The organism is Brevundimonas sp., from assembly GCF_016463485.1.
In the GTDB taxonomy this organism is placed as follows: Bacteria; Pseudomonadota; Alphaproteobacteria; order Caulobacterales; family Caulobacteraceae; genus Brevundimonas.
The window spans coordinates 50,172-70,492 of the sequence record NZ_JAEMRD010000002.1 but is presented as its reverse complement, the minus strand read 5'-3'; the positions used below and the strand labels follow the sequence as shown (position 1 = coordinate 70,492).

At 65.5% G+C, this 20,321-nt stretch carries 14 protein-coding genes; 8 read left to right on the top strand and 6 right to left on the bottom strand.

The features are described from left to right. The first annotated feature begins 165 nt into the window (after window positions 1–165). Both JHC99_RS01025 and JHC99_RS01020 read left to right on the top strand, forming a co-directional pair. On the top strand, window positions 166–1,506 hold the full coding sequence (locus JHC99_RS01025) for a tyrosinase family protein (RefSeq protein ID WP_292151611.1): 1,341 nt from the start codon (window positions 166–168) through the stop codon (window positions 1,504–1,506). After that, window positions 1,503–2,270, top strand: a complete 768-nt coding sequence (locus JHC99_RS01020; protein ID WP_292151610.1) for a hypothetical protein — start codon at window positions 1,503–1,505, stop codon at window positions 2,268–2,270. Before JHC99_RS01025 ends, JHC99_RS01020 begins: the two co-directional genes overlap by 4 nt. On the opposite strand, the gene JHC99_RS01015 is transcribed toward JHC99_RS01020, so the two are convergent. The 3 genes from JHC99_RS01015 to JHC99_RS01005 form a co-directional block, all read right to left on the bottom strand. Continuing rightward, a complete protein-coding gene (locus tag JHC99_RS01015) occupies window positions 2,267–3,109 on the bottom strand; it encodes a CoA ester lyase (RefSeq protein WP_292151609.1) in 843 nt (280 codons plus the stop codon). The two genes, JHC99_RS01020 and JHC99_RS01015, sit on opposite strands and share 4 nt — an antisense overlap. A 75-nt stretch (window positions 3,110–3,184) precedes the next feature. Next, window positions 3,185–4,969, bottom strand: coding sequence for an IlvD/Edd family dehydratase (locus tag JHC99_RS01010; protein WP_292151608.1), 1,785 nt, complete (start codon window positions 4,967–4,969; stop codon window positions 3,185–3,187). A gap of 73 nt (window positions 4,970–5,042) precedes the next feature. Further along, a complete protein-coding gene (locus JHC99_RS01005; protein WP_292151607.1) occupies window positions 5,043–5,780 on the bottom strand; it encodes a FadR/GntR family transcriptional regulator in 738 nt (245 codons plus the stop codon). Between the two features lie 139 nt (window positions 5,781–5,919). On the opposite strand from JHC99_RS01005, the gene JHC99_RS01000 reads away from it, so the two are divergent. The 5 genes from JHC99_RS01000 (at window position 5,920) to JHC99_RS00980 (ending at window position 13,457) form a co-directional block, all read left to right on the top strand. Beyond that, window positions 5,920–8,349 (top strand): glycoside hydrolase family 3 N-terminal domain-containing protein, encoded by a 2,430-nt coding sequence (locus tag JHC99_RS01000; protein WP_292151606.1) that lies wholly within the window; start codon window positions 5,920–5,922, stop codon window positions 8,347–8,349. 162 nt (window positions 8,350–8,511) lie between these two features. Then, window positions 8,512–9,672 (top strand): fumarylacetoacetate hydrolase family protein, encoded by a 1,161-nt coding sequence (locus tag JHC99_RS00995; protein ID WP_292151605.1) that lies wholly within the window; start codon window positions 8,512–8,514, stop codon window positions 9,670–9,672. After that, the gene (locus JHC99_RS00990) at window positions 9,669–10,427 is read left to right on the top strand and encodes an SDR family oxidoreductase (protein WP_292151604.1); all 759 of its coding nucleotides are present in this window, start codon (window positions 9,669–9,671) and stop codon (window positions 10,425–10,427) included. Before JHC99_RS00995 ends, JHC99_RS00990 begins: the two co-directional genes overlap by 4 nt. Window positions 10,428–10,475: 48 nt before the next feature. Beyond that, window positions 10,476–11,909 (top strand): sugar porter family MFS transporter, encoded by a 1,434-nt coding sequence (locus JHC99_RS00985; RefSeq protein WP_292151603.1) that lies wholly within the window; start codon window positions 10,476–10,478, stop codon window positions 11,907–11,909. A 105-nt stretch (window positions 11,910–12,014) separates the two neighbouring features. After that, the gene (locus JHC99_RS00980; RefSeq protein WP_292151602.1) at window positions 12,015–13,457 is read left to right on the top strand and encodes an aldehyde dehydrogenase family protein; all 1,443 of its coding nucleotides are present in this window, start codon (window positions 12,015–12,017) and stop codon (window positions 13,455–13,457) included. A gap of 61 nt (window positions 13,458–13,518) precedes the next feature. Here the strand turns inward: JHC99_RS00980 and JHC99_RS00975 are convergent, their stop codons facing one another. After that, a complete protein-coding gene (locus tag JHC99_RS00975) occupies window positions 13,519–15,039 on the bottom strand; it encodes a tryptophan halogenase family protein (protein WP_292151601.1) in 1,521 nt (506 codons plus the stop codon). 23 nt (window positions 15,040–15,062) lie between these two features. On the opposite strand from JHC99_RS00975, the gene JHC99_RS00970 reads away from it, so the two are divergent. Further along, entirely contained in the window at window positions 15,063–15,818 is a 756-nt protein-coding gene (locus JHC99_RS00970; protein ID WP_366927696.1) for a DUF6445 family protein, read from the top strand. A gap of 4 nt (window positions 15,819–15,822) precedes the next feature. Here the strand turns inward: JHC99_RS00970 and JHC99_RS00965 are convergent, their stop codons facing one another. Together JHC99_RS00965 and JHC99_RS00960 are read right to left on the bottom strand one after the other, a co-directional pair. Further along, the gene (locus tag JHC99_RS00965; protein WP_292151599.1) at window positions 15,823–16,848 is read right to left on the bottom strand and encodes a cupin-like domain-containing protein; all 1,026 of its coding nucleotides are present in this window, start codon (window positions 16,846–16,848) and stop codon (window positions 15,823–15,825) included. A 78-nt stretch (window positions 16,849–16,926) separates the two neighbouring features. Next, on the bottom strand, window positions 16,927–20,148 hold the full coding sequence (locus tag JHC99_RS00960; RefSeq protein ID WP_292151598.1) for a TonB-dependent receptor: 3,222 nt from the start codon (window positions 20,146–20,148) through the stop codon (window positions 16,927–16,929). Window positions 20,149–20,321 lie beyond the last annotated feature (173 nt).

Below are 20,321 nucleotides of genomic sequence, written 5' to 3'. Positions count from 1 at the left end.
TACGCCCGGCGAGGCAAGGACATGGGCGCGCGATGTAGCATGCGCCAGCCTTGCCCGGCGGCTGAAACTTTTCACGGGAACTCGCCGTTCGCGCTAGGCGGCTGGACAGATGACGGTGTTTGATGAACGGTTGACCTCTCGCGTGGGAGCGAGACGGGGGCGACCATGAAGATCGATCGACGGCACGCGCTCGCCGGCGGGCTGACGGCCGGGCTGGGGCTGGGCGGGACCGAGGCCTGGGCCCAGGCGACGTCGCCGCGCGTGCGCCGCGCCGCATCGACCCTGACGGCGACCAGCGACGATGTCATGGCCTTTGCGCAAGGCGTGTCGTTGATGAAGCGCCGCAATGACAACCGGTCCTGGGCGCGGCAGGTCCGCCTGCACCGGGAGCAGGCCAAGCACGGCAACGCGCTGTTCCTGCCCTGGCACCGGCTGGAACTGGCCCACCTGGAGCGGATCATCGGTCGGTTGACGGGGCACGGGACATTCGCCCTGCCTTACTGGGACTGGCAGGGTGATCGTTTCCTGCCCAGCTGGACCACCACGCCGGGGTTGCCGCTATACGAGCGCCAGCGGGCACCGGGGGCCAACGAGCTGGACTACTCCAAGGCGCGGTGGGCGACGTCGCGCAATGTGGCCCGGCTTCAGTCCGACGACTTCACCACCTTCTGCGGCCGGATGCCGACCGGGGCAGGCTCGGTCGAGGCCTATGGGCACAACCATATCCACGTGCTGGTCGGCGGGCTGATGGGCCGGACAGAGACGGCGGCCCAGGACCCGGTGTTCTGGATGCACCACTGCAATATCGACCGGGTCTGGGCGACCTGGCAGGCCTTGGCCCGCCGCACCTACCCCGCCGCTTGGTCCGCCGAGAAGGTCGAGGGCTATATCGGTCCGGACGGCGAGAACACCGGCACCTGGCGCGCGGGGCAGGTCGTGGAGACCCGCTCGCTGGGGTACCGATACGATCAGCTCTACCCGTTTCCCCTGTTCAGCGTGGCCAGCCAGGGACCGGCCGGGGCGACGACGCGGACGCCGATCGGATCGACCGTCTACAAGCTGAGGGCCGAGGCCCGGCCGGGCGAGAGCGCGATGCGGATCGTGTTTCCCGACGATCTGACTGCGCGGCTCAGGGCGGCCGACGACACCCTGATGATCTCGGGTGTGGGCTCGGTGGCCTATGCGATGGACAGGCGTCTGCTGGATCGGTCACTCGAGATCGCCATGACCGGCGGGACGCGGACCCTGGCGCTCGGCTCTTCACCGACGTTCGTCCACCTGGGGATGATGAGCGACGGGTCGATGGCCCACCATGCGATGCCGCATGACGCCTATGCCATCGGCTTCAACTTCGGCGACGAGATCCTGAACCTGGCCCAGCGCAGCGAGGGGCCGATCGCGGTCGGGGTCACCGCCGAGGATCTGACGCCTTCGGTGCGCCGCCCGCCTGCGCAGGGACGGGTGCTGGAACTGAACGTGACCCTGACGGACATTCGCTGGTCATGAGCGCCCGACGGCTCCTGACGGTCGCCGTCGCGATCCTCGCCGTGGGGCTGCACGCCTGCGCCACGGTACAGGAGCAGCAGCCCGCCGGTGCGCCGCCGCCTGCGCCTACACCCCCGCCGCCGCCTGTGGCCATGGCTGCGCCGCCACCGCAGGTCGATCTGTGGCCCGAAGGGCGGATTCCCATGTGTTTCGAGGCCGGGGCGGTCGAGGATGACTGGGCCCGAGAACAGGTCCGGGCCGCCGCCGGGGTGTGGGAGGCCCAGGCCGACGTGAAGTTCGACTTCGCCGAGACCTGTAGCGACCCCGAGCGTGTGGCCATTCGCATCGTCCACGATCCCGAGATGTTCGCCTCGGCCAGCCACCGGGGCGTCAGCCTGAGGGACGGCGGGCGGATCGTGCTGAACGCCGAATATCTGGTCACCAACCGGCTGTGCGGGCCGCGCGGCTATGTCGGGGAGTTCCGCTGCTTCTATGCCGACGCCCTGCATGAACTGGGTCACGCGCTTGGCTTCTCGCACGACCACGTCAGCCCGCGCGCTCCGAACTGTCTGGCGCGTACGACGACGCCCGAGACCATCGCGGCGGGCGAGACCTATTATGATCCGGCATCCATCATGAATTATTGCAACGCCGACCGCTGGCTGGGCCAGCTCAGCCTGGCCGATACCTGTTCTGTGCGGGCGGCTTACGGCGTGCTGGTCGGAGATCGGCCGACGCGGGCGGACTGTTACGCTCTGGTCGGGGCCGCCCTGCCGGCGCGCTAGACCCGGGCGGCCGCCAGGGTTCGCTCGGCTTGTCGCAGGTGCAACCGTTCGATCATCCGGCCGTCCAGGCGGATCGCGCCCTTGTCGGCGTTGGTCGGGTCGGCGAAGGCGTCGACAACGGTCTGTGCGGCCGCGACCTGACGCGCGTCTGGCGTGAAGACCGCGTTGCAGGGCGCGATCTGGGACGGATGGATCAGGGTCTTGCCGTCGAAACCAAACTCAAGGGCCTGTCGCGTCTGGGTCTCGAAGCCTTCGGCATCGTCCAGCGTGTTGAAAACCCCGTCCAGGATGATCAGCCCATGGGCCCGGGCCGCCGCGACCGCCAGCCCCATGGCCCCGAGGAAGGGCGCACGCAGGGCGTCGGTCTGGACTCCCATTTCGGCGGCGAGATCGTTGGTCCCGAGCACGAAACCGGCGAGGGGGCCGGTTCGGGCCGATGCCGCCATGGCCTCCAGCCGGAACAGGGAGATGGCGGTCTCGATCATGATCCACAGCGACGTCCCGGTCGGCAGTCGCGCCGTGTAGGCCTCGATCGCCGCGACATCACTGACCTTCGGGGCCAGGATCGCGTCGGGGGCCGCCCCGGCCAAGACCGTCAGGTCGTCCTCGCCCCAAGGGGTGTCCAGGCCGTTAACACGCACCACCAGTTCGCGCCGTCCGAAGCCGCCGGCGCGCACCGCCGCCACCGCCTGGTCCCGGGCGAGCGATTTGAGATCGGGTGCCACGGCGTCTTCAAGGTCGAGGATCACGACATCGCAATCCAGAGTCCGCGCCTTGTCGATCGCACGGGCGTTGGAGGCGGGCAGGTAGAGGGCGCTGCGGCGTGGACGGACAGTCATGGCCCAACCTACCGGGCGCGGGCTTCAGGGCGCAACGGCACGATTGATCAGATCCGAAAGTCGTTCCGGGCTTGGCTAGTGGTTGTCGCGAGGGTTGCCGAACTTGTCGATGATGCGGTGGTACTTGACCGCAGGCTCCAGTACCGCGCCCGTTCCCAGTTGGCCGACCGTGGCGCGTTGCAGTTCCTGCCAGGGTGTTTGCGACGGCGGGATCTTGAATCCGCCTGCTGCATCGAGGGCGGCGCGGCGCGCGGCCAGTTCGGCCTCGTCGATCAGAACGTCCACGCGGCAGGTATTCAGGTCGACGCGGACCAGGTCACCGGTCCTGAGCAGGGCCAGGTTCCCGCCGGCCGCGGCCTCGGGCGAGGCGTTCAGGATCGAGGGGGAGCCGGAGGTGCCCGACTGGCGGCCGTCGCCGATACAGGCCAGGGCCGTCACGCCCTGTTTGATCAGGTAGGCGGGCGGTCGCATGTTCACGACCTCGGCCGCGCCGGGATAGCCGAGCGGGCCCGCGCCGCGCATGATCAGGATGCTCTTCTCGGTGATCGCGGTGGCGGGATCGTCGATCCGGTGGTGGTAATCCTCGGGGCCGTCGAAGACGACCGCAGGGCCCTCGAAGGCGTTGGGATCGTCGGGATTGGCGAGGTAGCGTTCGCGGAACTCGGCGGCGATCACGCTGGTCTTCATGATGGCGTTGTCGAACAGGTTGCCGCTCAGGACGAGGAAGCCCGCGTCCTCGACCAGCGGAGACTCCATGGTGCGGATAACGTCGGGCAGCTGGATTTCCGCGCCTCTGCAGTTCTCGCCCATGGTCTTGCCGTTGACCGTCATCGCGCCTTCGCGGATCAGGCCCTTGCTCATGAGCTGGGCCACGACGGCGGGGACGCCCCCGGCCTGGTGGAAGTCTTCGCCTAGATAGGTCCCGGCCGGCTGGAGGTTGACCAGCAGGGGAACGGCGTGTCCACGGGTCTGCCACTCCTCGATCGGCAGTTCGACGCCCGAGTGCCGGGCCAGTGCCGTGATGTGCACCGGCGCATTGGTCGAGCCGCCGATGGCCGAGTTAACGACAATGGCGTTGTGGAAGGCGTCTTGGGTCAGGATGTCGGAGGGCTTCAGATCCTCATGCACCATGTCCACGATCCGCTTGCCGGTCAGATAGGCGACCTGGGGCCGCTCGCGATATGGGGCCGGGATGGCGGCGGAGCCGGGCAGGGACATGCCCAGGGCCTCGGCCAGGGAGTTCATCGTCGATGCCGTGCCCATGGTGTTGCAGTAGCCGACCGAGGGGGCCGAGGTGGCGACCAGATTGATGAATCCTTCGTAGTCCAGTTCGCCGGCGGCCATCATCTCGCGGGCCTTCCAGATGATGGTGCCCGAGCCGATCCGCTCGCCTTTGAGCCAGCCGTTCAGCATGGGTCCAACCGACAAGGCGATGGCGGGGATGTCGACCGTGGCGGCCGCCATGAGGCAGGCGGGTGTGGTCTTGTCGCAGCCGATAGTCAGGACGACACCGTCCAGCGGGTAGCCATACAGGAGCTCGACCAGACCCATGTAGGCGAGGTTGCGATCCAGGCCGGCGGTCGGACGTTTGCCTGTTTCCTGGATCGGGTGGACCGGAAACTCCAGAGCGATGCCGCCCTGTTCGCGAATGCCCTCACGAACGCGTTTGGCCAATTCGATATGGTGCCGGTTGCAGGGGGCCAGGTCTGACCCCGTCTGAGCGATGCCGATGATCGGCTTGCCCGATCGTAACTCTTCCAGCGTCAGCCCGTAGTTCAGGTACCGCTCCAGATAGAGGGCCGTCATGTCGGGGTTTTGCGGGTTGTCGAACCAGGCGCGTGAACGCAGCGGTTTAGCCATGGCGAATCTCTGAGTGGATTTACTCAGACAATTAGCGAAGCATCTTTAGCTTGGCAAGCAAATGCTACCGGTGTCATCGCTCATTCATGGCACCGGCGGTCTGAGCCAGGGCGTGATTCACCAGAGCCTCCATGGCAGCATGCGCTTCTTCGGCGTCTCCGGCGGCGACCGCGTCATAGACCCGCCAGTGCTCCGGCATGGGATCCGGGGGCAGGCGGCGCTTGCGCTGTTTGTAGTGGGTGGTCCATCGCACACCGGCTCCGATGGTGGACGCCAGACTGATCAGCGGCGGGTTTCCAGTAGCAACCAGCAGGGCCTGGTGGAAATCTCTGTCCGCCGCCTGGCCGGCCTCGGTCTTGAGGGTGAGGCGCTCCATGTCATTGAGCGCCTTCCTCATCTGGGTGAGTTGTTCGGTCGTACGGCGCTTGGCGGCCAGAGCTGCGGCGGCCGGCTCGACGATCAGGCGCAGTTCAAACAGGCCGTCGACCATGACACGACTGGGCTCGCTCTCGAAGAACCAGGCCAGCACATCGGGATCCAGCAGGTTCCACCGCTCCATCGGCAGGACGCGCGTACCCGTCCGGGGCCGGCTTTCCACCAGACCCTTTGCCGCCAGGATACGGATGGCCTCACGATAGGCGCTGCGGGAAACCTGCAGCTGTTCGCTGAATTCGATCTCATTGGCCAGGATTTCTCCGGGCGGCCGCTTGCCGGAGACAATCGACGTTCCCAGGTCACGAGCGATGGCCCCGTGCAGGCGTCCCTGGCCGGACGATGGACGTGTGAACGGTGGCTTGGTCTTGGAAGGCATGACGGCATCCGGATCTGACATCTCCCTGTACAGGAATTCGGCACCCGGCGACCATTGACCGGACACCGAAATGCGCCCTATCGTGATGTTAGCGCTATCATCGCCGGACAAACCGGTGAGTACACAGGGAAGAGACGAGATGACCGACGTGACCGGTAAACAGATGACGTTTGGTCGTCGCACACTGCTGGCCAGTTTCGCGTCTGCGCTCGCACTCTCGCAGATGCCCGGTGTCGCAAGAGCCCAGAGCCTGGCCAGGCCGGACGCGGACGCCCTCTATCGTGACCCCAGCCAACCGGTAGACCGCCGCGTCGAGGATCTGCTTCAGCGGATGACGCTGGAAGAGAAGGTCGCCCAGATGGTCGGTATCTGGGAGACCAAGGGGCTGATCCAGAATCCGGCCGGCGACTTCGATCCGGCCAAGGCAACGACTGCGTTTCCAAACGGACTCGGACAGATTTCTCGGCCTCAGGACAAGCGCGGTGTCGATCCGGCCCTGAACGGTGCCGCCGGTGCCGCCGGAGACGCGGTCAACCGTACCGGTCGCGAAACGGCCGACTATGCCAACGCGGCCCAGAAATGGGCCGTCGAGAACACCCGGCTGGGTATTCCGCTGATCCTGCATGAAGAGGCCCTGCACGGATATGTGGCGCGCGGCGCGACCAGCTTCCCCCAATCGATCGCCCTGGCCAGCACCTGGGATCCGGATCTGTTGACGCGGATATTCGGCGTCGCGGCCCGTGAGATGCGGGCGCGGGGTGCGCAACTGGCCCTGGCTCCGGTCGTCGACGTCGCCCGCGATCCGCGCTGGGGTCGTATCGAGGAGACCTATGGCGAGGATCCGCATCTGGTCGCCGAGATGGGTCTGGCGGCGATCCGCGGTTTCCAGGGCGACACCCTGCCGCTGGCCCCCGACAAGGTCTTCGTCACGCTCAAGCATATGACCGGCCACGGTCAGCCCGAGAACGGCACAAACGTTGGGCCGGCGAACATCTCGGAGCGGACACTTCGCGAGAATTTCTTCCCGCCGTTCGAGCGGGCCGTCACCGAACTGCCCGTCATGGCTGTCATGGCGTCGTACAACGAGATCGACGGCCTGCCTTCGCACGCCAACCGCTGGCTCCTGCATGACGTGCTGCGCGAGGAGTGGGGGTTCGAGGGTGCCGTCGTGTCCGACTATTTCGCGGTGCGGGAACTGAACACGCGCCACAAGATGTTCGCCTCCATCGAGGAGGCCGCGATGCGGGCTCTCGATGCGGGTGTCGATATGGAACTGCCTGATGGCGAGGGCTACACCAAGCTGCCGGGACTGGTTCAGGCCGGCAAGGTCGATATCGCTGCGATCGACGACGCCGTGCGGCGCGTTCTGAAAATGAAATTCCTGTCCGGCGCGTTCGAGAAGCCCTATGTCGACGCCCGACGCGCCGACGCCCTGACGGCGACGCCGGACGCGGTCGCCCTGGCCCGCGAGGCGGCGGCCAAGGCGATGGTCCTGCTTAAGAACGAGGGCAATGTGCTGCCCCTCGACCCGTCGAAGATCACGCGAATGGCGGTGCTGGGCACCCACGCGCGCGACACGCCGATCGGCGGATACAGTGACGTTCCGGCCCACGTCGTCAGCGTGCTGGAGGGCATCCAGGCTCAGGCCGGCGGCCGGTTCGCCGTCGATTATGCCGAGGCGGTGCGGATCACCGAGAGCCGTTCGTGGAGCGCGGACAAGGTCGATCTGGTCGATCCTGAGGTCAACGCCGGCCTGATCCGCGAGGCCGTGGCTACGGCTCGCAACGCCGATGTCATCGTCATGGTGCTGGGCGACAACGAACAGACCAGCCGCGAGGCCTGGGCCGACGAACACCTGGGCGATCGTGATTCGCTCGAGCTGATCGGCCAGCAGAACGATCTCGCCCGCGAAATCTTCGCCCTGAACAAGCCGACGATCATCGTCCTGCTGAACGGGCGGCCGCTGTCGGTGAATTTCGTCGCCGAGAATGCCGATGCCCTGATCGAGGGCTGGTACCTGGGTCAGGAGACCGGTCACGCCGTCGCCGACGCCCTGTTCGGCAAGGTCAATCCGGGCGGCAAGCTGCCTGTTTCGATCGCGCGGTCGGTGGGACAACTGCCGATCTTCTATAACTACAAGCCGACGGCGCGCCGGGGCTATCTGTTCGACGAGACGACGCCGCTGTTCCCGTTCGGTTTCGGCCTTTCGTACACGACCTTCGATGTGTCGACGCCGCGTCTGGCGCGGTCCACGATCGGACGGTTTGAAAAGGTCCGGGTGGAGGTCGATGTCATCAATACCGGCGCGCGAGCCGGCGATGAAGTGGTTCAGCTCTATGTCCGGGACGACCATGCGTCCGTCACCCGTCCGGTGCTGGAACTCAAGCATTTCGAGCGCGTGAGCCTGGCTCCCGGTGCCAAGACCACCGTGACATTCGAGCTGACACCGCGCGATCTGGCGTTCTGGAACATCGACATGGAACGTGTGGTCGAGCCAGGCACATTCACCATCAGTGCGGGGCCTAACTCGGTCGATCTGAAGGCGGCGACACTGACCGTCGCCGCCTGACCGAACCAGACGTCGGAGCCGGGCCTGTTTGCGAAAGCGTGCATGTCCAAGGGCTCCGATGTCGACGCCGCGAGGCCGGAGATCGCTTGACACCGGGAGCAGGCGAGTTGAATGTGGTAGCGCTAACAAGAACGACCGAGCTGCAAGCTCCGGCGGGGGACCATGACCAAGATTGTTGACTATCTGCCCGCCGACTGGCGCGAGGCCGTGCTTCTGGGCCGGCTTGAGTTGCCGGAGGGACCTACGCCCGTCCTCGTACGAGGTGGGCGTGTGCTCGACATCTCGCAGTTTGCCGCCACCACTGCCGACGCCGCCGCGAGGGCCGACCTCCGAACGGCAACGGGACCCGACCTGGGGGCTCTGGACGAGATGGAGTTCTCCGTCGCGTGGGACGATGGGTCCGCCGGCGCCATGAAGCTGCTGTCGCCCCTCGATCTGCAATGCGTGAAGGCGTCGGGCGTGACCTTCGCCGTTTCAGCGGTCGAGCGCGTGATCGAGGAACGGGCGCGGGGCGATGCCGGCCGCGCCCAGTCCATCCGCGCCCAGTTGGCCGAACGGGTCGGTGCCGACCTGTCGGCGGTGAAACCCGGGTCCGACCAGGCGATGGCGCTCAAGGACGCCCTGATCGCCGACGGCCTGTGGTCGCAGTATCTGGAAGTCGCGATCGGCAAGGACGCCGAAATCTTCACCAAGGCCCCGGTGCTGTCGTCAGTCGGCTGGGGTGACTGGGTCGGGGTTCGGTCCGACAGCGCGTGGAACAATCCGGAGCCGGAAGTCGTCGTGGTTTGCGATGCCACGGGCCGGCCGGTCGGAGCGGCGCTCGGCAATGACGTCAATCTGCGCGATATCGAGGGGCGCAGCGCCCTGTTGCTGGGCAAGGCCAAGGACAACAACGCCTCGGCAGCCCTGGGGCCCTTCATCCGACTGTTCGATGACGGTTTCAGCCTGGACGATGTGCGCAACGCCGTCGTCTCGCTGGAGGTGACGGGAGACGACGGGTTCGTGATGACGGGGGCCAGTTCCATGAGCCTGATCAGCCGCGACCCGCTGGACTTGATCGGTCAGACCGTCGGCACGACCCACCAGTATCCGGACGGGTTCGCCCTCTATCTGGGGACCATGTTCGCGCCGATCCAGGATCGCGACGCGCCGGGACAGGGCTTTACCCATCACATCGGCGACCGGGTCAGGGTATCGTCGCCGCGCCTTGGTGTTCTCGAGAACAAGGTGACGACCTGCGATCAGGCCCCGCCCTGGACCCTCGGCGTCTCGGGTCTGATGCGCAATCTCGCCGCTCGCGGCCTTCTGGGAACCGCCGTATGAGCCGTGCCATCTATCCGTCGCTGAAGGACCGTCTGGTCGTGGTCACCGGCGGGGGCTCCGGCATCGGGGCCGGGCTGACCGAGGCGTTCGCGCGTCAGGGTGCCCGGGTCGTGTTCCTGGATGTCGCCGAGGCGGACTCGCTGGCGCTGGCCAGCGAACTGGCCACACTCACGCCGGCTCCGCGCTTCATGCTCTGTGACTTGAAGAACCTGTCGGCACTGAAGTCCACGCTCGCCGAGATCATCGACGAGTACGGTCCGGTCGATATCCTGCTGAACAATGCGGCGAACGACGATCGCCACAGCCTGACCGAGGTGACGCCGGAATACTGGGACGACCGGATCGCGGTGAACCTTCGCCATTTGTATTTCGCCGCCCAGGCCGTGGCCCCGGGGATGCGCGAGCGGGGCAGTGGTGTGATCCTGAACCTGGGGTCGATCAGCTGGCACCTGGGCTTGCCGGACCTGTCGCTCTACGAGACGGCCAAGGCCGGGATCGAGGGGATGACGCGGGCGCTGGCGCGTGAACTGGGGGTCGACGGCATTCGCGTCTCCTGCATCGTGCCCGGCAACGTCAAGACGCCGCGTCAGATGAAATGGTACACACCTGAAGGCGAAGCCGAGATTGTCGCCGCGCAATGCCTGAAAGGCCGACTTGAGCCGCAGGACGTTGCTGCACTCGCGCTGTTCCTGGCATCCGACGATGCACGTTTGATTACAGGGCATGAGTATTTCGTAGACGCCGGCTGGCGCTGAGGCGACGATCAATCCGGGCCAAAAGAGCCCATCGGGAGGATAACGACTATGGCTGGACCAACAGGGGGGCTCTCGGAGCCGACCGGCGCGGGAATGGATCGCGTCAATCTAGGCTTCATCATCGCCATCGTGGCGGTCGCGACGATCGGCGGACTGTTGTTCGGCTATGACAGCGGTGCCGTGAACGGCACTCAGGCGGGCCTTCAGGAGGCGTTCAACCTCGATGCGACGGGATTGGGCTTCACCGTAGGATCTCTGTTGATCGGCTGTGCCTTCGGCGCGTTCTTCGCCGGTCGACTGGCCGACGTCGTCGGACGTCGATCCGTCATGATCATGGCCGCCGTCCTGTTCCTGGTCGGAGCCCTTATCCAAGGTTTCACGGATGTGCACTGGCTGTTCGTCGCCGCGCGTTTCGCCGGCGGCATGGCCGTTGGTGCCGCCAGCGTTCTGTCGCCCTTGTACATTTCCGAGGTCGCGCCAGCCAATATTCGCGGCCGCATGAGCACGGTCCAACAGGTGATGATCATCACTGGATTAACCGCCGCCTTCTTGGTCAACTATTTCCTGGCTCAACAGGCGGGAAGCAGCCTTGGCGAGATTGGCGGAAGAGAGGCTTGGCGCTGGATGTACCTGGCCCAGGCCGTGCCCGCCGCCGTCTTCCTCGGCGCCCTGTTCCTGATTCCGGAAAGCCCGCGTTATCTGGTGATGCGCGGTAAGGACGAGGCGGCCCGCGCCGTTCTGACCCGCCTTTCGGGGGCCGAGGCGGCCGACCGCAAGCTGGGTGAAATCAAGGCCAGCTTCGACAAGGGCCACAAGCCCAGCTTCGCCGACGTGATGTCGAAGAAGACGCTGTTTCGACCCATCGTCTGGGCCGGCATCATGCTCGCGACCTTCCAGCAGTTTGTCGGCATCAATATCATCTTTTACTACGGCGAGACGCTTTGGCGCCTGGCCGGCGTCTCCGAAGAAGTCGCGCTGGAACGCAACATCCTGTCCGGTGCCGTATCCATCGCGGCCGTCCTGGTCGCTCTGGCCGTGATCGACAAGGTCGGACGCAAGCCTCTGCTGCTGATCGGTTCGACCGGCATGGCGGTGACGCTCGCTGCGATGACCTGGGCGTTCAGCGGTGCCAGCGCCGACGCTGCCGGAAATCTCGCTCTGAGTGACACTGCAGGCCTCGTCGCGCTGGTCGCGGCCAACCTGTATGTGATCTTCTTCAACTTCAGCTGGGGCCCGGTCATGTGGGTCATGCTGGGTGAAATGTTCCCGAACCAGATGCGTGGCTCGGCCCTGGCGGTGGCGGGCCTGGCCCAGTGGGGCGCCAACTATCTGGTCGTCCAGAGCTTCCCTGCGCTGGCTGACGGGATCGGCCTGGCCGGGACCTACGCCCTCTACACGGCATCGGCCGTGATCAGCATCTTCCTTGTCCGCTCCTTTATCCAGGAGACGAAGGGCAAGGAGCTCGAAGACATGCAGGGCTGAGCCGACAATCAATGCGTCCGGCCACGCGATCCATGCCAGTTCGGCATTCGCGTGGCCGGGCGGCCACCCTACATAGATGACGAACCTCTCCCCAAGGATACGACCATGACCGACACCCTCGACCTCGCCCACTGGATCAACGGCGAGAAGGTCAATGCAGATCGGCCCGGCGAGAGCCACAATCCGTCCAACACGAACGAGATCATCGCCCGTACGCCCAAGGGCGGCGCGGCCGAGGTCGATCTGGCCGTCGCGGCGGCCAAGGCGGCCTTCCCCGCATGGTCCGACGCCTCGCCGGAAGTGCGTTCCGACATCCTGGACAAGGCGTCCAACATCCTGATGGAGCGCCGCGAACAGGTCGGTCGGCTGCTGTCGCGCGAGGAGGGCAAGACCCTGGCCGAGGGGATAGGCGAGACGGCGCGGGCCGCTCGCATCCTGAAGTATTTCGCCGGCGAGGCCCTGCGCATCCACGGCCAGAACATGCTGTCGACAAGGCCGGGCGTGGAGATCCAGACCTATCGCCAGCCCGTCGGCGTATTCGGCCTGATCACGCCGTGGAACTTCCCGATCGCCATTCCGGCCTGGAAGATCGCGCCCGCCATCGCCTTCGGCAATACGGTCGTCATCAAGCCGGCGGGTCCGACCCCAGCGACCGCCGAGGCCCTGATCGCCATCCTGCATGAGGCGGGCCTGCCCGCCGGCGTGGTCAATATGGTCATCGGCGACGGCGACGTCGGTCGCGCGATCGTGGCCCACAAGGACATCGACGGCATCTCCTTCACGGGCTCGCAAGGTGTCGGCCAGGGCGTCGGGAAGGGGGCCATGGAGCGTCAGGCCCGGGTTCAGCTGGAGATGGGCGGCAAGAATCCGCTGGTCGTGCTCGATGACGCCGACCTGGACCGTGCCGTGGCGATCGCGCTGGACGGTTCCTTCTTCGCCACGGGACAGCGCTGTACGGCCTCCAGCCGCCTGATCGTCCAGGACGGCATCCACGATCTCTTCGTCGAGGCCCTGGGGGAAAAGGTCCGTGCCCTGAAGGTCGGCGACGCCCTGGATCCGTCGACCCAGATGGGTCCGGCGGTTTCCGAGAGCCAGATGGAGACTAGCTACAAATATATCGACATCGCCCGTTCGGCCGGTGGGCGGATCGTCACCGGCGGCAACCGTCTCAACCTCGACAATCCGGGTTGGTACGTCCAGCCGACCCTGATCGCCGACACGTCTCCCGACGCCGTGATCAACACCGAAGAGGTGTTCGGCCCGGTCGCCTCGACCATCCGCGTCAAGAGCTATGACGAGGCCCTGGAGATCGCCAACGGGGTCGAGTTCGGTCTGTCGGCGGGGATCGCCACGACGTCGTTGAAGTATGCGCGGGATTTCCAGCGTCGGTCCAAGGCCGGGATGGTGATGGTCAACCTGGCCACGGCTGGCGTCGACTATCACGTCGGTTTCGGCGGATCGAAGAAGTCCAGCTACGGCGCCCGCGAGCAGGGCTACAATGCCGCCGAGTTCTTCACCCAGCACAAGACCGCTTATAGCTGGAGCTGATCGCCCGCTTCAAAGTCGGGTTGTAAAGGTAAGGCGTCATCTTCGGATGACGCCTTTGCTGTCACGACGCCCGGCAGTAGGCCGAGATGAAATCCTCATGCCTGGGCATCCGGGCGACGAGATCGCCGATGACCCGCGTCAGCACGCCCATCCGTTTCTGAACCAGGGCTGCGGGGAGGGTGTCGGCGAGGGGCTCATAGGTCCGGGGCATGACGCCCTGGCCCAGAAGCACGGCGATCCAGCTGGCTTCGCTGAACAGTTCGTCCTCGTACCGGAAAAGCCGGCCGGTGGCGCGGAACAGGTCGATCTTGCGGGCCAGGGAGTCGGGGATCGGCATGTCTCGCACCTGACGCCAGAAGGCCGTGTCGTCGCGCGCCGTCGCCTTGTAGTGCAGGATGATGAAGTCGCGCACCTGTTCGAACTGCTGTTGCGAGAGCCGGTTGTATTCGGCGATCAGAAGCGGATCGAAGCGCCTGTCAGGCATCATCGTCATCAGCTTGGAGATCCCGCTCTGGATCAGGTGAATGCTGGTGGACTCAAGCGGCTCCAGAAAGCCTGAGGCCAGACCCAGAGACACGCAGTTCTTGACCCATTGCGACCTTCGCCGCCCCGTTACGAAGCGCAGCGCGCGGGGTTCGTCGAGCGCAGGGGCGTCCAGGCCGGCCATCAGCTCGGCGCGCGCCTGATCGTCGGAGATGTGGCTGCTGCAATAGACGTGGCCGTTGCCGGAGCGATGCTGCAGCGGAATGCGCCAGCGCCAGCCGGCGGACCCCGCCGTGGAACGGGTATAGGGTGCCAGGCTCGTCAGCCTTTCGGTCGGAACCGCCAGCGCCCGGTCGCAGGGCAGCCAGTGCGACCAGTCCTCATAGCCCGCGTGCATGGCCTTCTCGATGATCAGGCCCTGAAAGCCCGAGCAGTCGATGAAGAGGTCCGCTTCCAGACGCCGGCCATCGGCCAGGATAACCGCCTCGACGAACCCGTCCCCGGCGCGAAGCACGGTGTCGACGATCCGACCTTCGTGCCGGACCACCCCCTTGGCCTCCGCATGACGCCGCAGGTAGAGGGCATAGAGACCGGCGTCGAAATGATAGGCGTACTTCAGCGTCTGAAGGGCCGGTGGTGCGTCGCGGTCCGGCTTTATAAAGCGACCAGCCTCGGCCGCGACGGTGCTGAGGTTGTAGGCGCCGAGGGGCGAGGATTCGCCGGCGGCGCGCTGTCGAAGCCAGTGCTGGTGGAACTGGACGCCGTCCATGTCCACGCCGAAAGGGCCGAACGGATGGATGTAGCGGCCGCCGGTCCGGCCCCAGTCAACGAACTCGATGCCGAGCTTGAACGTCGCCTGGGTGGCGCGCATGAAGTCGGCCTCATCGATGCCGAGCAGGCCGTTGAAGCTGACGATCGGCGGGATGGTCGCCTCTCCGACCCCGACCGTGCCGATCTCTTCGGACTCAACGACAGAAATCCGGGTCACGCCGTTTCCGGAGAGTCTGGACAGGGCCGCCGCCGCCATCCAGCCGGCCGTGCCGCCGCCGACCACCAGGATGTGGCGAAGGGTTTCGGAATTGCGGTCAGGGGTCTGCATCGGCGACGACTATAGTCTCGGATATGTCTGACATAAGGGCTATTCTTCGCGCGATGACACCATGTCCCACTGCCATCGCCAGTGCGCGTATCGAAAGGATCGGTTCGGAGCGGGAGCCTTTGCTGGTCCTTGACGAGGCCGTGACGGAACCTGAACGCCTGGTGGAGATCGCGGCGAGCGCGTCAACCTTCGCCGACGCCGCGACGGGCGGCGACAATTTCTATCCGGGGCGTCTCGCGCCCGCGCCGCTGGAGTATGTCGGTGCCCTCAGCCGCGCTCTCGATCCCCTGATCCGCGAACATTACGATCTGCCAGACGTCGCGCCTTGGCGGGCCAGTTGCAACTTCGCCCTGGCGACCCTGGCTCCCGAACGTCTGCGGCTGGCGCAAAGCATCCCGCATGTGGACACGGTCGATCCGCTCCAGTTCGCGGTTCTCCACTACCTGTGCGATCCGGCCTTCGGCGGCACGGCCTTCTATCGTCACCGGTCCACGGGATACGAAACTCTGACGGTGGATCGTCTAGAGACCTATCAGTCCGCGCTGGACCGGGAGCTTGAGGCGGAGCCGCCGCAGTTGGGCTATATCAATGGCGACACGGCCCAGTTTGCCCTGATGCACCGGACGGACTGCGTGTTCAATCGTGTCATCGTCTATCGGAGCTGCCTGCTCCATTCGGGCCAGATTCCCCGGCCGGAAGCGCTGTCGGCCGATCCCCGCCAGGGCCGGCTGACCGCCAACATCTTCCTGACCTATCGGCCAGTTCGAGCGACACCGTAGGCCCTTATCCGCGTCGCAGGCCGGCGGCGAGGAATTCGCGAATGCGGCGCGCCAGCGTCGGCGTCATCCGGCCCAGGACGCCCGGGCTCTGAACAGGTATATGAGCGGCGGGATCGCCGTCGGCTTCAAAGACGTAGTGTTCAAACATCGCACGCCAGGCGTCCCTATGCGCCGGCGGCAGGGGCCGCACCGTCATCACCGAATGGATCATGGCCTCGAACGGGGAGGGTGGGGCACCGGCGGCGTTCCACCAGTAGTTCACCAGTAGATTGAACGGCGACAGGGCCTCGACCTGGTGCCACCACAGCGGCGGGATATAGATGGCGTCGCCCGGCCCGAGATCCGCCGTCACGGCGTGCGACATGGCCTCGGCAAAGCGGGGAAAACGCTCGAGGTCGGGGTCTTTCACAGACACGAGACTGACCGGCTGGCCCGCCAGGGTGAAGTCCAGAGGGCCCACATACAGGTTCCTGACCTGGTCCGGTGGAAACAGGGTGAAGCGCCGACGGCCGGCGGCGACACAGGCGATGTTGTCCGAGAGATCATAGTGGGTCGAGACGGTGACGGCGTTGCCGACCCACAGCCGCGCCATGGCCCGGGGATCCAGCAGAGGCAGGACGTGGGTGTTCGCGAACGCGGGGACGCAACCATCCGCAACGGCGGCCCCGGCATAGAGAGAAGGCGCTTTCGGGTCGTCACGGTATCCAAGCAAGCGGTCGAGAATTTCGACCAGCGCCGCCTGTCCGCGCTCGAAATTCGTGCCGGTCAGTGTGTCGTCATAGAAGAAGCGCCCGCCGATCTCGGGTGACCCTGAGAAGGTCTCGAGCGGCTGGTCGTTCGCGTGGGCCCTGAGCCAGGCCGCGACGGCTTCGTCGCTGTCTTGTGCTGCGTGAACGACAGGCCAATGCGAAACCAGGTTCCTGATGACGACGGGCTTGTAGGCGGGAAGAATGTCGCGCTCGAACTCCAGCCGGGTCAGGAGTGCCCGGACCGGAATGGGTCTCGCTTCGGGGAGGGCGGAACGCGACACGGAGACCATGGGCTCAGACTAAAGAAAAAGCCCCGACGGGTGAACCGTCGGGGCTGGAGGTGGTCGTCAGGGGTGGGTCTAGAAGGTGGCGCGCACGATGAAGGTGAAGCGCCGGTCGTTGATGAACCAGGAGCGGCCAGTCCTCAGCAGGTCGTTGTTGAGGACCTGCGACGTGCGGGTGACCTCGTCGGTCAGGTTGACCGCCTGAATGCCGATCTTGACGTTGTCGTTGAGTGAATAAAACGCCGATCCGTCCAGTTGGCCGGTCGCCTCGTTCATGATCGGCGCGAATGGGACGATGACGTCGCGCGGCGTGATCAGGAACTCGGAGCGCCAGGCATAGGCGAGGCGGATGGCGATCGGCCCGCGCTCGTAGAAGCCGGCGAGGTTGGCCGTATGCTCCGACAGGTTCTGGAGCGGCAACAGGCTGGTGTCGATGTTGGCGACACGTCCGGCGGCCACGTCCGGGTCGGTGTTGGACAGGGTGCTCTGGGGAACGCCCTCGGAGTCGATGTAGGTGTAGTTGGCGTTGAAGCCGAAGCCGGCGAACCGTTCAGGCAGGATGGAGTCGAGCGTGGCCTGCCAGGCGACCTCGAAGCCCTTGACGGTCGCCGTTTCGTCCGAGTTGACCGGCGTGGTCACCACGGCGTCGAACGTGGCACCGTTGTTGGTGAAGGCCTGTCGCACCGTGCCGTTGGTGATGACGTCGCTCAGACGCTTGTAGAACAGCGAGAAGGTGAACGAGCCGGGGTTACCGTAGTACCACTCGAACGAGGCGTCGAAGCTGTCGGCCTGGATGGGTTTGAGCAGCGGGTTGCCGACGGCGAAGCGTCCGGTCGGACGCCCGTCCACGATGTCGAGTTCGTTGGCCGACAGGTTCACGTTGAAGAAGTTGCGCGTGAGACCGATGTCCGGCGGCGTAATGGCCTTTGAATAGCCGAAGCGGAAGATCTTCCCGCCGTCCATCTCGGCCTTCAGGTTGAAGCTCGGCAGGAGGTAGTCGAAGGTCGTCTCTGCCGTATCGGCGACGATCGCGCCATTGGCGAAGTTGCGGGCCGCCTGGCGGTTCGCAGGCGAGACCAGCCGGCAGAAGGCCGTCGGCGTCGTGCCGACCGGAACGGCGGCGCATTCCGCCTCGGTGCTGAAGGTACCGCGGGGGAAGGCCAGATACCCGCCAGCCTGACGATTGGTCGTGGTGTAACGCAGGCCCATGTTGCCGCTGAGCCTGACGCCGTTGGACAGCTCTCCGGCGTATCGAAGCATTCCGTAGAACGCATCGCTCTGTTCATCGACCGGGTTGATCTCGTTCAGGCGGTACTGGGTCCCTGGAACGACGTCGCATCGCATGGCCAGGGGCACCCAGTTCTGCGGACATCCGTCGCCGCCCAGGCGGGCACGCCATTCGTCACCGACCAGAAGGCCGAAGGCGGCGTAGGCGTCGTAGTTCTGGACGATGTTCTGATTGTAGAACAAACGCGGCTGATCTCCTGTCGGGACCGGAACCTGGCCGCGGAAGAAGTTGCTGAAGGCAAAGGTCTCGAACATCGATCCGACGAGGGTGCCGGCCGTGCCAGGTGTGCCTTGCTCGTTCGGTGTCGGAACGCCGTCGGCGAGGTCGTTTAGCCAGACGGGTCCGCCGCCGCCCCACTGTTCGCTGATCACACCCCAGTTATAGGACGAGAAGCGCGTGGTCTGTTCGCGTTCGGCGCGGCGATAGCCGAACCGGACGGACTCAAGCCAGCTGTCCTCGTCGAACGAGTATTCGCCGTCCAGCTTGATGGCCGTCAGTTCGCCCTCGCTGTCCTCGGCATGGTCCATGTTGTTGCGGACGAAGCTGTTGAACGGGTCGCTGAAGTTGGCGTTGGCACCATTGTAGTAGCGCGGGCAATCCGTGTCCGGGGTCGGCGGCGTGGCTGGGCATTGCCTGACGGTGCCGTTCTCCGACGGCGGCAGGAAGGTGACGATCGGCACCTCGTCGCCGCGGAGCTGGATCTGAGCGTTCTGGTAGGTCGAGGCCCACAGGGTTGCGTCGAGGTTCTCGACCGTCGATTCGACACGCTGGAGGTCAAGTGCGAACTTCAGCTTGTCAGTCGGTGTCCATTTGAAGTTGAAGCCGTAATCCGTGGTGATGTTCTCGGAGAAGACATCCCGGCGTTGATTGTTGCTCTGGAGGCCGAACTCGGGGTTGCGGTTGTCGCGGCCGTCCTGTTGGTCGGCGCGCCAGCCGGTCGGGCCGGTGATGGTGCCGTTGGTGAAGACGCCGTCGTCGCCGAACTCGAAGGTCGTGCCGAGGACCGGACGCGAGTCGCCGTTGGAGGTGACGTTGTCGGTGGCGATTTCGACCGCATGCTCGGTCCAGGCCTGGGTCGCTTCGGACCGCAGAAACTGAGCCGTGGCGATCATGGTCCGATCAGGGCTGCGCCATTGTGCTGCCGCAGCATAGCCGGTGCGCTGGCGATCGAATTCCTGCGAGCGGAAGGAGGCGCCGCGCGGGAAATAGATCGGCTGCGATGCAATGCCCGACCGCAGCGAGAAGTTGGAAATCTGCTGGCCGTCGCCGCGGGACTTCAGCTGCGAATCGACGAAGTTGGCGAGGAAGCCGAACTCGCCGAGCGAGTTCTCCCAACGCTTGCTGCCCAGGATCGAATAGGTGGGCGTGTATTCCTCGGCCAGATCGCCGTAGCTGAGTTCGGCCGAGGCCGACAGCACGTCTCCGGCTTGATCGAACGGGACGCGGGTTCTCAGGTTGACCGTGCCGGCGATGCCGCCCTCGATCAGGTCGGCCGACTGGTTCTTGAACACGTCAACGCCGGCGAGGAGTTCGGATGGGACGTCGGCGAACCCGAGGGCGCGACCGTTGTTGGCCGTGAAGGCGTCGCGACCGTTGAACTCGGAACGGACGAAGGTGAGGCCGCGCACGACGACGCCGCTGCCTTCAACGGAGAAGTGGTCAGGGTCCACACCGGCGGCGAAGCGGTCGATCGAGACACCCGGGACGCGTTGAAGGGCTTCGGTGACGGAACGGTCGGGGAGGGCACCGATGTCCTGTGCGCTGATCGAATCAACGAAGACTTCGGCGTTGCGCTTGATGGTCTGGGCGCTTTGCAGGCTTCCACGAATGCCGGTGACCACCACTTCCTCGACCTCGGTATCGTCGGGATCGTCCTGGGCCGGAGCGGTCTGGGCCGAGGCGGGGGCACCGTAGACGGCGGCGGCGACAGCGAGCGCGGAGGCCCCATGACGCGCCCAATGGCGGTTGTGGGCCCGACCGGGCGCAGCTGTGGTGGCGGCCTGATGCATTTGTTTTCTCCCCAAGTGTTATAAAGTAGCGATTTGGTAACGCTACCATTGGTTCGAGACATACCGCAGTCCGAAGGGCGCTTCAAGTGTCTGAGTATTGGCAAGGTGCGTCAAATAACCGCCTGATTTTGCTGCGTTGCACAAATCAAAAGCGTCTTGCGGAACCCGCGTCG